Below are 12,968 nucleotides of genomic sequence, written 5' to 3'. Positions count from 1 at the left end.
GAAGGCGGCCGTTCCTGCCGTGAAAAAATAGGGGGCGAATCCTGCCGAATGCTAAACCCGAAGGCCGTCTGAAACTCAGACGGCCTTCGGGTTTTATTGCTACCTAATGGGAAGCATCTGCCATTTATATGCCTGTATTAGCGCTGGTAAATTGTACTTTATTAAGGCGATACCAGCCATATAAGCGGTATAAACAGAGTAATGATATTAATGGCATACATAAAGATGTAATAAAATAACGAATATTGCTGATATTGAAATGATTTGTGCCTGTTATGAAGGAATAAATGGCCCAAAGCCACTCCCATAGCGAAGGTACGCTGAATGCTAATACGGCCAATAGTCCCAATGTCCGAAAGATACCGATAGGTAGGATTTGTTTGGATAGAACAGTTCGGTTGAGTTGGAGCAGAATGATTAAACCAAATCCAACGATTAAAATCATGCCGCCATTCGAAATGATTTGAAGTCCGCTGAATGCGATGTCAGGTGTGACAATGGATGATGATATGTTTGGCGTTTTTTGGCTTTGAGAAATATTTAAGGCAAAGCCGTAAAGCATATCCGCTAATATGAACCATATGGGAAGAGAAGTCAGCAGACGTTTCATGTGGAAAATAGGCCTTAGTTTTTTGGAAAAATATAAGATATTATAGTCTAAGCCAACACATAGATATATTTCTTCTTGGAGGCAAAGGCTGTTGTTTAAAGATATTTTTAATAGGAAAAGGGGGAGTTTTAAGAGTTGGATAAATGGCGGGTTTGCGGATAAAGTACAAATTTGGTTTAGGTCATAAAATTCTGTAATTTTCCGCCAAATAGCTGACTTTTCAGGTTACAATCAGCTATTAACAACAGAATAGCCTGATTTGAAAGGATGCTCATGAGTACCTCAAAACGTGATGTTACCCGTATTAGTCATAATACTAAAATTGTTGCCACCTTGGGCCCGGGCAGCAATGATGTGCAATTGCTGGAAGATATGATTCGAGTAGGCGGCTTGAATGTCGTGCGTTTTAACTTTAGCCACGGTACCGCTGAATTCCATCAAGAAAATGCCCGTATCGTTCGTGAAGCGGCCAAACGTTCCGGTCAGGAAGTGGCAATTTTGGCGGACTTGCAAGGCCCGAAAATCCGTGTGGGTAAGATTGCCGGTGGCAGTATCCAGCTGAACAAAGGTGAAAAACTGGTTTTGGACGCAGCTTTGGAAGGCGAAGGTACACGTGAAGCCGTTGGTTTGGATTATCGTGATTTGCCGAACGATGTTAAATCCGGCGATGTTTTGTGGTTGGATGACGGTCTGCTGACTTTGACCGTAGATGCCGTAGAAGGCAGTAAAATTATTACAACTGTTGAAAACAGCCATGTGCTGAAAAGCAACAAAGGCATCAACAAACGCGGTGGCGGTTTGTCTGCCGGTGCTTTGACTGAAAAAGACTTCCGGGACCTGAAAACCGCGATTGCCATCGGTTGCGATTACTTGGCTTTGAGTTTTGTCAAATCTGCCGAGGATTTGAATACTGCCCGCGCCAAAGTGGAAGAAGAGATGAAAGGCAGTACAGCCGTTCGTCCGGGTTTGGTATCTAAAATCGAGCGCGTTGAAGCGATTGAAAACTTGGATGAAATCATCTTGGCTTCAGACGGCATCATGGTTGCCCGTGGTGACTTGGCCGTAGAAGTGGGTCATGCCGCTGTACCTGCTTTGCAAAAACGCATGATTCGCCGCGCTCGTGAATTGCGCCGTTTCAGCATTACTGCAACCCAGATGATGGAAAGCATGATTACCAACCCCGTACCGACCCGTGCGGAGGTAAGCGACGTCGCCAATGCCGTTTTGGATGGTACCGATGCCGTGATGTGTTCTGCCGAAACTGCAGTAGGTGCTTATCCGTTTGAAACTGTTACCCAAATGGCGACCATTTGTGCCACCGCAGAAAAAGAACAAGATTCTCTAATCGGCGTAGAAGGTTTGATGGAAGATCATGTGGTCAGCACCAATTTGGCAATTGCCGCCGGCGCCGTAGGCGTGGCGCGCGCGATTGATGCCAAAGCGATTGTTGCGCTGACCGAGAGCGGTTCGACTGCATTTGAAATCAGCCGTCATAATATCCAACTGCCGATTTTTGCGCTGACTCCGAGTATTTCTGCCCAACGCCGTATGGCCATGTACCGTGGTGTGCGCCCGATGATTTTGGCAACCAGCACCGACCACGATACTGCTTTGCGTGAAGTGGAAGCCATGTTGGTTGACCGCAAAATCTTGAGCAGCGGTGATCAATACATTATCACCAGCGGTTCGAAAATGCGTGAAACCGGTTCGACCAATACCTTGGAAGTATTCACTGTTCAATAATCAGTGTACCTTGTTTTGCAAAAAGCAGCCTTCGGGCTGCTTTTTTTGTGGCTTTAAAAGTAACGGCTTGTAGTTAATTATGCTTAAAGAGTAAAAAAAGCTATCCGGAATTTTACAAATATTATAGAATTGAGTACCTACACTAAATATTAACCGCCGCCTTTTCAGACGGCCTTTTTGTTATATTATTCATACCACATGAAAACATTTCGTCAAAAATCCCTGTTTCTTCTTTGTATGGCAACTGCTGCCCCTTCGGTTTTGGCTTCCGGCTATCATTTTGGTGCGCAGTCGGTAGGATCACAAAGCACTTCCAACGCCTCTACTGCAGAAGCTTCAGATGCCTCCACCATTTTCTACAATCCGGCCGGCTTGACCCATTTGGAAAAATCGGAAATCACTGTTGGTGCCAATATCGTTGCGCCTTCCCTTAAATACAAAAATGCATCGGCCACTTATTACAACTCCACAACTGCTGCGCCCGGAGCGACCAGCGGTACTTTGGCCGATGGTTTGACCCTTGCGCCGCATGTTTACGGCGCGTATAAGCTGAATGATAAAGTGACTTTGGGTTTTGGCGCCTATGTGCCCTATGGCTCGGAAACCGAATACGATACCGATTCTGTGCTGCGCTACAATTTGAATAAAACCACGCTGAAGACTTTTGCGTTTGAACCGGTTGTGGCCTATAAATTCAATGAGCACCATTCATTTGCCGTGGGCGCGATTGCGCAATATACTACGGCGGAATTGCGCAAGTATTCGGACTGGGGGACGGCAAACCGTAATTATGGCGGTAGCGGTTATGATGCCTCAGCCGCAGCGTGCGCCCAAGCAGGCGCGGCGGCAAATTGTTGGGACGGCCATGCAGTTGCCAAAGGCCACGACTGGGGCTTCGGCTATCAGCTGGCTTGGATGTGGGATATTAACGAGCGCAGCCGTATCGGTATGAACTACCGTTCCAAAATAGAACACAAATTGAAGGGAACGGCCGACTGGACAGCCGATGGCACGCTGGCGCAGGCTTATTATTCTTCCCTGATTACCGGTCGCGGCTATGTGCCGAATGAAAAAGTCAGCCTGAATATCATGACGCCGGAGTCTTTTTCGGTACAGGGAATGTATAAGGCCACGCCGAAATGGAATCTGTTTGGCGACATTACTTGGACGCGCCATTCGCGTTTCAATACGGTTGAGCTGATATTTGAAAATACCAAAAATGTGGCCAACGGCCAATCCAATAAAACGGTGATGAAACCGAATTGGAAAAATACCTATAAATTTGCCGTCGGCGCGTCTTACCAATATAGCGATCCGTTGCAGCTGCGTTTTGGTGTGGCCTACGACCAATCGCCGGTGCGGGATTCGGTCATGCGGTTGTCAACTTTGCCGGATAACGACCGTATCTGGTTTTCGTTTGGCGCAAAATACGATATCAACCGCAAGCATACCCTTCGCGGCGCATACAGCTATATCCACATCAAAAGCTCCAGCGTGGCCAACAGCGACAACAGCCAAGGCGGTACTACCGTGGACAGCGGCGTGTTAGCCAAAGCCGACTTCAAGAGCCATGCGCAGATTTTCGGTTTGCAGTACACTTACCGCTTTGATTAATTGAGGTTTATATAAAAAAGGCCGTCTGAATATTCCGTATCGTATCAGAATATTCAGACGGCCTTTTCGCATTAAAGGATTATGAATCGAACCGCAAAATCAGCGCCCGACAGAAGTATGGCTGCTTTCGATACCGGTGGAGATTTGGCCGTACATTTCGCTACTGCCGTTGCCGGAAAAGCCGCCCGCGCAGGCGGAAAGCAGCAGCGCCAAAGCGGTTAGGGTTATCGTTTTCATCATGATGTTTCTCCTTTCATTTCAATATTTTGCCAATACAAAGGCCGTCTGAAAATCAGATTTTTCAGACGGCCTTCAACATGCTTATTTCGTATCGCAACGGAAATGGTAGGCCATGATTTCAAAGCCGTTTTTGAAATACAGGCGGTGGGCGTCGGCGCGGTCGTTGCTGACGTGGACATTCAGATGGATTTTGGGCACGCCTGCCTCTGCACCGATTTTGCGCACTTCCGTCAACAGGCGGGAGGCGTAGCCCTTCAGACGGCTTTGCGGCATGGTGACGATGTCGTCGATGTGGATATGGTGGCCGCTGGCCAAGTTATAGACCTCGCGGAAGCCGCACACCGCGACCGCATTATGCTTGCCTTCCTCAAAAATACCAATCATGCGGTAACCGGCCGGGCGTTGGCGCTCGTTGACCTGCTCGACGAAACGGTTGATGTCGGTCAGGGTAGAACGCAGCATGCTCAGGGCGGCGAAGGCCGTGGCGGTTTCTTCTGCCGGAATTTCGCGCAATACGAAAGCGACCGGCGCGGCAGGGGCTTCGGTTTGCTTCGTTTCGGCAGAATGCTTCTCTTCGATGGCTTGCGCCAGTAACACGCGCTCGGGCGGAATCTCCGCTTCGGGCTGATCCGCGTGTTCGTCGAGCAGGGTTTTGCAGTCGATGACGCGCAAATCGTTGTCGGCGGCAAAATCCATCAGGAAGCGGAACATCTGCGGATTGATTTCTTCCAGCTTTTTATCAACAGCCACACAGCGGACTTTATCGACTAAAATCGGGCGCACCCATTGCGAATACGACAGGCGGTTGTCTTTGTCGAATGAGGACAAAATGCCGCACAGACGCTCTGCCCAGTCGCTGGGGCGGAAGACTCTGCCTTTGCTGGTGGTGCCGTGGATGACGACTTCATAGGGGTTGCAGACGAGCATGGGATGTTCCCGGAAAGAATAGTGGGCAAATTATACCTGACTCCCCCCGTGCGCTTCAAAGGGTTGCGGCAAAAAATTTCAAATAAATTACAGTTTTTATTGAAAAAGCTGCTTTTTTATGTCGGTTTGTTTCAGAGTGGATTGGTGACGGCGGTAAATATTTTTCAGTAGGCGGACTACACCGTCTGTGCCGCAGTCGGTAGAAAAAAGCAACTTTGGCCAAGCAGGGTTTTAGCCCGTTTTATTTTAGTTTGAATGAAATCAAAGGATATGTTGTTGGGTAAAGATAAATTATTTTGATAAAAAGTGTAAAATTGTCAACAATATATTGTGCAAGGTAGGGTGATCTAGTAATGTTAGAACACGTTAAATTGTCAACAATGTAAAAGAGGTCGGATATGAAGAAAATTACAGCCATGATTAAACCGTTCAAATTGGACGATGTACGCGAGGCGCTCAGCCAAATCGGTATCCACGGCATGACGGTCAGTGAAGTGAAGGGTTTTGGTCGCCAGAAAGGGCATACCGAGGTGTATCGCGGCGCGGAATATGCGGTGGATTTTCTGCCTAAGGTCAAGGTGGAAATTGTGACGGAAGACGAGATGGTCGAGCATATCGTCGAGGTCATTATTGAAACCGCGCGTACCGGAAAAGTCGGCGACGGCAAAATTTTTGTCGAACCGGTGGCGCAGGTTATCCGTATCCGTACCGGCGAAACCGGTAACGAGGCCGTCTGAAAAAACCGTTTGAATGTTGTTATCCCATCAAAAAAAGAAAAGGAAGCAAAAATGAAACCGTCAGGATTCGTGATTTTAACCGCCTTGCTACCCGCTGCGGCCGGTGCGCAGGGCTTGGATTGGTGGAAACCCTATGCTGAAATTAATGCCGGCGATACGGCGTGGGTGATGATTTCGGCGGCGCTGGTATTGTTTATGACCCTGCCCGGGCTGGCGCTGTTTTACGGCGGCATGGTGCGCAAGAAAAACCTACTCTCCACCATGATGCACAGCTTTTCCATTGCCGCGCTGGTGAGCATTTTGTGGGTGGCGGTCGGCTATTCGCTGGCTTTTACGCCCGGCAATGCCTTTATCGGCGGCCTCGACCGCGTGTTTTTAAACGGCATGGGCATTGACGCAGCCAAAGCGCTGGCTACCGTTTCGCCGAACGCAGGCACCGTTCCCGAAACCGTCTTTATGCTGTTTCAGATGACTTTTGCCATCATTTCCACCGCCATCATCACTGGCGCTTTTGCCGAGCGCATGAAATATTCGGCCATGATGTTGTTTTCCGGCATTTGGTTTTTGCTGGTGTATGTGCCGACGGCGCATTGGGTGTGGGGCGGCGGTTTTATGAGCGAAGGCGGCGTGATGGACTATGCGGGCGGTACGGTCGTGCACATCAACGCGGGGATTGCCGGTCTGGTGGCGGCATTGGTGTTGGGACACCGCGTTGGCTACGGCAAAGAGGCCATGCCGCCGCACAATATGGCGCTGACGCTGATTGGCGCGGCGATGTTGTGGTTCGGCTGGTTTGGTTTTAACGCCGGTTCTGCGCTGGCGGCCAACGCAGCGGCAGGGATGGCGATGGCGGTAACGCAGGTTTCCACCGCGTTCGGCGCGATAACCTGGCTGTTGTGCGAAAAATGGGCGGGGCACAAGCCTTCTGCTTTGGGTTTGGCTTCCGGCGCGGTGTCCGGTTTGGTCGGCATTACCCCGGCGGCAGGATTCGTTTCGACCGGCGGCGCGGTGGCCATCGGCATTCTGACTGCCATCGCCTGCTATCTGTCGGTTGCCGTCATCAAGCGCAAGCTGGGTTACGATGATTCGCTGGATGCGTTTGGTATCCACGGTTTTGGCGGCATTGTCGGCGCGGTGTTGACCGGCGTGTTTTTTGATAATCAGATTTTCGGCGGCGACGCCACCGTCGGTGCGCAACTGTTTACCCAAGTGAAAGACGCGCTGACGACTGTGGTGTACAGCGGCGTGATGAGCTTTGTGATTTTGAAAGCGGTGGGTATGGTGTGCGGCGGCCTGCGCGTGGATCGCGACACCGAGTGCGAAGGCTTGGACTTGAATATCCACGGCGAACGGGTGGAATAGTAGAGACAATGTTTGATTGAAACGCAGGCCGTCTGAAAAATCTCCGGTTTTCAGACGGCCTTTCCCTGTGCCGCCCACTTTCAGACGGCCTGCGAATATGCGATAATTCCCCGTCTGCAATATCTACCTGTAACGGCAATACCATGAACCGCCCGACCTTCTCCGGCCGTTTCCCCCGCGCTGCACAAAGCGGCGCGGCTGCTGTTGTTTCAAGCTGAGAGTCCCGCCCGTTGCGGGTTTTTTTTATGGAAAAAGGAAGCCCCATGCCCAATCCGCTTTACCAGCAAAACGTGATTTCCGTCTCCGATTTGTCCACCGAACAGCTCGAGCTGCTGCTGAACACTGCGCTGAAATTGAAAGCCGACCCACGCGACGACCTGCTCAAAGGCAAGCTCATCGGCTCGTGTTTTTTCGAGCCGTCCACGCGCACGCGGCTGTCGTTTGAAACCGCCGTGCAACGCTTGGGCGGCAAGGTGTTTGGTTTTTCAGACGGCGCCAACACCAGTGCCAAAAAAGGCGAAACGCTGGCCGACACTGCGCGCATTATTTCCAGCTACACCGACGCGATTATCCAACGCCACCCCAAAGACGGTGCGGCGCGGATTACTGCCGAATTTTCCGCCGTGCCGGTATTGAACGCGGGCGACGGCACCAACCAACACCCTAGCCAAACCCTGCTGGATTTGGTGACGATACAGGAAACGCAAGGCCGTCTGAATAACCTCAAAATCGCCATGTGCGGCGATTTGAAATACGGCCGCACCGTGCATTCGCTGGCGCAGGCGCTCAAACGCTGGGGCTGCGAATTTGCCTTTGTGTCGCCGCCGAGCCTCGCTATGCCCGAATACATCACCGAAGAGCTGGACGAAGCCGGTTGCGCCTGGCAGATTTTCGACAGCTTGGAAGCGGCGGCGGAATGGGCGGACATCCTCTACATGACCCGCGTGCAGCGCGAGCGTTTTGACGAGCAGGAGTTTGCCAAAATCCAAGGCAAATTCAATCTCGACGCGTCTATGCTGCAAAACGCCAAAGCCAACATGCGCATTCTGCACCCGCTGCCGCGTGTCGATGAAATCCACCCCGATGTCGATGCCACGCCGCACGCCTATTATTTCCAACAGGCGACCAACGGCGTGTATGCGCGTATGGCGATGTTGTCGCTGGTGTTGAACGAAGAAGTATAAGGAGCGAGTGATGGAAAAGAAACAATACAGCGTCGAAGCCATTGAAAACGGTACGGTTATCGACCATATCCCCGCCGGCAAAGGCTTGGCGATTCTGCGCCAATTCAAGCTGCTGCACTACGGTAACGCCGTGACTGTGGGTTTCAACCTGCCGAGCAAAAATTTCGGCAGCAAAGACATCATCAAAATCTCCGGCGTGCAGTTGGATGAAAACGCGGGCAACCGCTTGGCGCTGTTTGCGCCGGAGGCGACCGTTAATGTGATTGAGGACTTCAAAGTGGTGGACAAACGCCACCTGACCCTGCCGGACGAAATCAGCGAAGTGTTCCGCTGCCCCAACAGCAACTGCGCCAGCCACGGCGAGCCGGTGAAAAGCCGCTTTTATGTCAAAACCCACAACGGCCAAACGCGCCTGAAATGCCATTACTGCGAAAAAACCTTCTCGCGCGATTCGGTGACGGAAGCGTAAGGGTACGGCAATGACGGCAGGCCGTCTGAAAGAATCTTTCAGACGGCCTGTTTTGTTTTGATGTCATGCATTCGAGTAAATGTAAAAGACAGTCAGGTGGCTGAGCGTAGTCGAAGCCTTGCTTAACATGACGGTTGTATTAAACGTGAGTCCGGGATAAACCAATAGAATATCTTTTGAGCTTCAGAAGCGTATTTTGGTTAGGCAGATAGAATCCGCGAGGATTCGTCATTAGCTGCGTAAGTCCACCCCCGCGCAGGCGGGAATCCAGAAGCCAAACATTTCTGAAATGTTTTCAAGACATCAGGAATTCAAACGTCTGGATTCCCGCCTGCGCAGCTAATGACGAAAATCTGACGATTTTCTGTCTGCTGAAAATACATACCATTCTGAAAATAATAAATATATTTAAAATGCTTATCCTGAGTTCACGTTATTAGACAAGGCTTCGACTACGCTCAGCCACCTGATGTTTGTTTACGGTTTGTATGTTCCCAACCGATAACCATAAACCACAAGAATGCCGTCAAAATAATCTGTTAAAATAAAGGCCGTCTGAATAGGTTTTCAGACGGCCTTGGGCTGGCGACATACCGCCCAAGCCGCCGCTTTCCTACCCGCCGCCTTGAAAGAACCCCCATGAGCGCAAACCTGCAACGCCGCTTTGCCCCTTTTTTATACATCTTGATTTTTTTCGCCGGCTTCCTTGCCGCCTGCCTGTGGTTTAATCCGCAGGACTATTTGGCCAATCTTGCGCCTGTTGTCACCGCCGTTGCAGCGTTGGCGCTGGTGTGGCTGCTGTATTTGTGGGCTGCGGCGAATGTGCGCGGCAAGCGCGAATGGCTGCGGCGCGAGAAGCTGATTCAGCAGGAAGCGGTACATCCCGTGTTGCATGCGGCGGTGCAGCCGGTGGAGGACAAGCCGGAAATGCTGGTGTTGGCGGTACACAATTACGGCAAGGGTGCGGCGGACAAATTGCGTTTTGAATTGTCCACGCCGTCTGAAACGGCGGCGGTGGTCGCAGTGGTCAATGCTTTGGCGCAGCTGCCGGTATTTGGTGAGGGTTTGGACAAATTGGCCGCCGGCGAAACCTACGGCGGGATTTTCACCGATGTCCGCACCTTGTCCGCCGCTTTGCCGAAACAGAAATTCGGCGGTATTTTGAAGTTGAAGATTACGTGTGAAAACGTATTCGGCGAACCCTGCATATCGGAAACGGCCTTAGACTTGAGCGTGCTGAACAATGCCTTGGGGCAGGCGGCAGGCGAAGCGAAACTGCGTAAGAAATTATTGTATTAATTTTCAGACGGCCTCTATGCCGTCTGAAAATTTAGGAAAATCAAAACGATGATGACATTGACTACCATAGTGATTGCCGTGGCCGTTGCGCTGGCGCTGTTGCTGGTGACATTGGTTGCGCCCAATCCGTTTACCGCAGTGATGGCGCTGGTGGTGGCGGCGCTGACGTATTTTGTGCTGTGGCCGAAATACGAGGGCGGCAGGCAGGCGCAGGCCAACGGAGTGGAGATTCAGGCGGCGGTGCAGGAAGTGCGCCATTGGAACACGGGTTCGCACAACCAGCAGGGCGACAAATATGAAATCATTGCCGTGGCGCCCAATCCGGTAAGCGGCAAAATGCAGCAGTTTGTCAGCCCGCCGATGACCACCGACCCGCAGCCGTATTTGAGCGCAACGGTAAAGGTAAAAGTGGATTGGAATCATCCGAAGGCTTATATTATGGATGTGTCGTTTCTGCCGTTTCGGGTGAATTAAGCGGATGGATAAAAGGCCGTCTGAATATTTGATATTCAGACGACCTTGGTATTTAAGAACCTGTATTCACAATCTTGATAGCGTCTTTTTATTGCCTAATCACACGCCTACTGCGTAACATCAATTTCCACTTCTGCTTCCTGCGCTTTCACTTTCTTCTCACGCGGCAGGGTGGATTCGTCGGCCATATTGTCCAAATCGCGGCCGGGTTCGGAAGCCGTATCGCCGATGTTGATGTTGGTCAGGCTTTCGAGAATGATGGCGGAAGCGAGGTTTTCGCTGGTGCGGTACACCAGTGCCAATCCCACTTCTTCGGCGGGGATGGAGACCTGCTCGACGGTGTCGCGGTTTTTCGGCTTGCGGATGAGGTTGTTTTTATAATTGACTTTAATGACCTTGCCGCGTTTGTACAGGCTCAATACCGTGCCTTTATCCAAGCCGTCCACCTCGCCTTTGTCCAGCGTGATGGTTTGGAACTGTCCGGCTTCGCTCACGCCGTCAAAAATCGACACCACTTTGGCCTGCACCGGCCGCGCCGGCGCATGCGGCATCATTTGGAAGCTGTCGGTACCTTCCGGCATTTTCAGCAGGTAGTCGTCTTTCAAAATTTCCGAAACGGCGTCTTCCACCACCATCGGCTGCGCCGCTTGGGTGCGCAGGCGCAGCAGGGCGTTTTTGCGCGTGTAGTATTCGTTGTCTTTCAGCTCTTCGGCCGAAGCTTGGGTACGGTTTTCCAGCGCGGTATCGGTATAGGGCAGGGTGCTGACAATGCCGCTGAACACCACTTCCTGACCCAAGAATTTTTTGCTGTCGGGATCGACGATGTTTTTATTGATGCGATAGGTCAGGTAGCGGCCGGGCTCGGTAATGCCGTAGGCGTACACGCGGTTGCCCTGGGTATAGAGCATGCGGCTGTCAGGGCCTTCGACTAAACGCGGCGCATTGGCGGTTTCGTCACGCGGGATGATTTGCGGGTGCTGCATAAACAGGCGGTAGAAATTCACGTTGACGGTGGGAATGCCGTAGCCCGAAGTTTCGCGTACACGCGGACGCAGCTTGATGACCGGAATGCCGTCTGAAGTGTGGCTGGCGCCGTCAAAACCCAAACGCGGCTGACCGTTGACATAGCGCAATACCAATACCTGCCCCGGATAAATCAGCTGCGGATTGCGGATTTCGCTGCGGTTGGCACCCCACAGGCGGCTCCATTGCCACGGGCTGTATAAAAATTTGCCCGCAATGCCCCACAAAGTATCGCCCGGTTTGACCACATAACGCTGCGGCGCGTCGGGGCGCACTTTCAATGCCGCCGCCTGCACTTGGGCGGAAATTGCCATGCCTGCCAGACAAAGCAGGGTTATAATACGGTGCTGCATCAGCATTCCCCTTGAAAATATACGGATTGTCTTTAAATTTGAAAGAGATAAGGCGATAGTGTACAGCGGCAATCGCGCCTTGAAAAATAACAATGGGCGTATCCGGCCAGCTTATACTAAAATCAACAAACTATCACATTTTATCATTGAATGTTACCGTCATCACAGGAATTATAGCGATGGCGGCGGATTCTGTATGAAATACACACACCGTCGGCCGCCAACGGCTGCCGCACGGCCTTACCTGAATGAAGAGAGATTAAAAATGGCACTGCTAAACATCCTGCAATACCCCGACGAGCGCCTGCACACCGTTGCCAAGCTCGTGGAAAACATCGACGAGCGCATTCAAACGCTGGTGAAAGACATGTTTGAAACCATGTACGAAGCGCGCGGCATCGGACTGGCCGCCACGCAAATCGACGTGCACGAGCGCATTGTGGTCATGGATTTGACCGAAGACCGAAGCGAGCCGCGCGTGTTTATCAATCCCGTGATTTTGGAAAAAGATGGCGAAACCACCTACGAAGAAGGCTGCTTGTCCGTGCCCGGCATTTACGACACCGTGACCCGCGCCGAGCGCGTGAAAGTAGAAGCGCTGAATGAACAAGGCGAAAAATACACCCTTGAAGCCGACGGCCTGCTGGCGATTTGCATCCAACACGAAATCGACCACCTCAACGGCATTGTATTTGTCGAACACCTGTCGCAGTTGAAACAAGGCCGTATCCGTACCAAGCTGAAAAAACGCCAAAAACACAATATGTAAGGTAGGGTGGGTTTTAACCCGCCAAGCGCCGACAACTATCCGCAAAATGCCGTCGGAAAATTGGGAAGAATCCGGTTTTCCGACGGCCTGTATCAGGTGTGTGATATTCCCGTGCACACACATTTTCGAATCATGGTGGGTGAAAACCCACCCTACCTGATTTT

Annotated in this window: 13 protein-coding genes; 9 read left to right on the top strand and 4 right to left on the bottom strand. The window is 51.4% G+C overall.

The window, feature by feature from the left end:
* Positions 1-124: 124 nt before the first annotated feature.
* Positions 125-610, bottom strand: coding sequence for a hypothetical protein (locus J2T37_RS04975; RefSeq protein WP_253354204.1), 486 nt, complete (start codon positions 608-610; stop codon positions 125-127).
* A gap of 273 nt (positions 611-883) precedes the next feature.
* Between J2T37_RS04975 and pyk the strand changes: the two genes are divergently transcribed.
* The gene (pyk, locus tag J2T37_RS04970; protein ID WP_253354203.1) at positions 884-2,353 is read left to right on the top strand and encodes a pyruvate kinase; all 1,470 of its coding nucleotides are present in this window, start codon (positions 884-886) and stop codon (positions 2,351-2,353) included.
* Positions 2,354-2,551: 198 nt separating this feature from the next.
* Complete coding sequence (locus tag J2T37_RS04965) at positions 2,552-3,967, top strand: OmpP1/FadL family transporter (RefSeq protein WP_437179445.1); 1,416 nt, start codon at positions 2,552-2,554, stop codon at positions 3,965-3,967.
* A 99-nt stretch (positions 3,968-4,066) separates the two neighbouring features.
* Here J2T37_RS04965 and J2T37_RS04960 read toward each other — a convergent pair whose 3' ends face one another.
* Together J2T37_RS04960 and J2T37_RS04955 are read right to left on the bottom strand one after the other, a co-directional pair.
* On the bottom strand, positions 4,067-4,207 hold the full coding sequence (locus tag J2T37_RS04960) for a hypothetical protein (protein WP_253354201.1): 141 nt from the start codon (positions 4,205-4,207) through the stop codon (positions 4,067-4,069).
* 81 nt (positions 4,208-4,288) lie between these two features.
* Positions 4,289-5,134 carry a GNAT family N-acetyltransferase gene (locus tag J2T37_RS04955; RefSeq protein ID WP_253354200.1) on the bottom strand — a complete coding sequence of 282 codons (846 nt, stop codon included), beginning with the start codon at positions 5,132-5,134 and terminating at the stop codon, positions 4,289-4,291.
* 398 nt (positions 5,135-5,532) lie between these two features.
* Here J2T37_RS04955 and J2T37_RS04950 point away from each other — a divergent pair, with 398 nt between their 5' ends.
* From J2T37_RS04950 to J2T37_RS04925, 6 genes are all read left to right on the top strand, one after another.
* Complete coding sequence (locus J2T37_RS04950; protein ID WP_253354199.1) at positions 5,533-5,871, top strand: P-II family nitrogen regulator; 339 nt, start codon at positions 5,533-5,535, stop codon at positions 5,869-5,871.
* Between the two features lie 51 nt (positions 5,872-5,922).
* The gene (locus J2T37_RS04945) at positions 5,923-7,233 is read left to right on the top strand and encodes an ammonium transporter (protein ID WP_253354198.1); all 1,311 of its coding nucleotides are present in this window, start codon (positions 5,923-5,925) and stop codon (positions 7,231-7,233) included.
* A gap of 263 nt (positions 7,234-7,496) precedes the next feature.
* Entirely contained in the window at positions 7,497-8,417 is a 921-nt protein-coding gene (gene pyrB, locus J2T37_RS04940; protein WP_253354196.1) for an aspartate carbamoyltransferase, read from the top strand.
* A gap of 10 nt (positions 8,418-8,427) precedes the next feature.
* Complete coding sequence (gene pyrI, locus J2T37_RS04935; protein WP_253354195.1) at positions 8,428-8,886, top strand: aspartate carbamoyltransferase regulatory subunit; 459 nt, start codon at positions 8,428-8,430, stop codon at positions 8,884-8,886.
* Between the two features lie 639 nt (positions 8,887-9,525).
* Positions 9,526-10,185 (top strand): hypothetical protein, encoded by a 660-nt coding sequence (locus tag J2T37_RS04930; protein WP_253354193.1) that lies wholly within the window; start codon positions 9,526-9,528, stop codon positions 10,183-10,185.
* A 48-nt stretch (positions 10,186-10,233) separates the two neighbouring features.
* Positions 10,234-10,659: a hypothetical protein gene (locus J2T37_RS04925; RefSeq protein WP_253354191.1), complete on the top strand. Its 426-nt coding sequence runs from the start codon at positions 10,234-10,236 to the stop codon at positions 10,657-10,659.
* 107 nt (positions 10,660-10,766) lie between these two features.
* Here the strand turns inward: J2T37_RS04925 and J2T37_RS04920 are convergent, their stop codons facing one another.
* A complete protein-coding gene (locus J2T37_RS04920; RefSeq protein ID WP_253354188.1) occupies positions 10,767-12,035 on the bottom strand; it encodes a LysM peptidoglycan-binding domain-containing protein in 1,269 nt (422 codons plus the stop codon).
* A 265-nt stretch (positions 12,036-12,300) separates the two neighbouring features.
* Here J2T37_RS04920 and def point away from each other — a divergent pair, with 265 nt between their 5' ends.
* A complete protein-coding gene (gene def / locus J2T37_RS04915; RefSeq protein ID WP_253354186.1) occupies positions 12,301-12,804 on the top strand; it encodes a peptide deformylase in 504 nt (167 codons plus the stop codon).
* Positions 12,805-12,968 lie beyond the last annotated feature (164 nt).

Origin of the sequence: Neisseria perflava, assembly GCF_024170405.1 — a bacterium.
Classification (GTDB): domain Bacteria; phylum Pseudomonadota; class Gammaproteobacteria; order Burkholderiales; family Neisseriaceae; genus Neisseria; species Neisseria perflava_B.
Note: the sequence above shows the minus strand (reverse complement) of the source record. Positions and strands in the feature narration are given on the sequence as shown.

What these genes read in the sequence shown, in the direction of transcription:
- pyrI (WP_253354195.1), top strand. Translation starts at nt 8,428, where the DNA reads ATGGAAAAGAAACAATACAGCGTCGAAGCCATTGAAAACGGTACGGTT.
- J2T37_RS04955 (WP_253354200.1), bottom strand. Translation starts at nt 5,134, where the DNA reads ATGCTCGTCTGCAACCCCTATGAAGTCGTCATCCACGGCACCACCAGC.
- def (WP_253354186.1), top strand. Translation starts at nt 12,301, where the DNA reads ATGGCACTGCTAAACATCCTGCAATACCCCGACGAGCGCCTGCACACC.
- J2T37_RS04950 (WP_253354199.1), top strand. Translation starts at nt 5,533, where the DNA reads ATGAAGAAAATTACAGCCATGATTAAACCGTTCAAATTGGACGATGTA.
- J2T37_RS04945 (WP_253354198.1), top strand. Translation starts at nt 5,923, where the DNA reads ATGAAACCGTCAGGATTCGTGATTTTAACCGCCTTGCTACCCGCTGCG.
- J2T37_RS04925 (WP_253354191.1), top strand. Translation starts at nt 10,234, where the DNA reads ATGATGACATTGACTACCATAGTGATTGCCGTGGCCGTTGCGCTGGCG.
- pyrB (WP_253354196.1), top strand. Translation starts at nt 7,497, where the DNA reads ATGCCCAATCCGCTTTACCAGCAAAACGTGATTTCCGTCTCCGATTTG.
- J2T37_RS04920 (WP_253354188.1), bottom strand. Translation starts at nt 12,035, where the DNA reads ATGCAGCACCGTATTATAACCCTGCTTTGTCTGGCAGGCATGGCAATT.
- J2T37_RS04960 (WP_253354201.1), bottom strand. Translation starts at nt 4,207, where the DNA reads ATGATGAAAACGATAACCCTAACCGCTTTGGCGCTGCTGCTTTCCGCC.
- J2T37_RS04965 (WP_437179445.1), top strand. Translation starts at nt 2,552, where the DNA reads ATGAAAACATTTCGTCAAAAATCCCTGTTTCTTCTTTGTATGGCAACT.
- J2T37_RS04975 (WP_253354204.1), bottom strand. Translation starts at nt 610, where the DNA reads ATGAAACGTCTGCTGACTTCTCTTCCCATATGGTTCATATTAGCGGAT.
- pyk (WP_253354203.1), top strand. Translation starts at nt 884, where the DNA reads ATGAGTACCTCAAAACGTGATGTTACCCGTATTAGTCATAATACTAAA.
- J2T37_RS04930 (WP_253354193.1), top strand. Translation starts at nt 9,526, where the DNA reads ATGAGCGCAAACCTGCAACGCCGCTTTGCCCCTTTTTTATACATCTTG.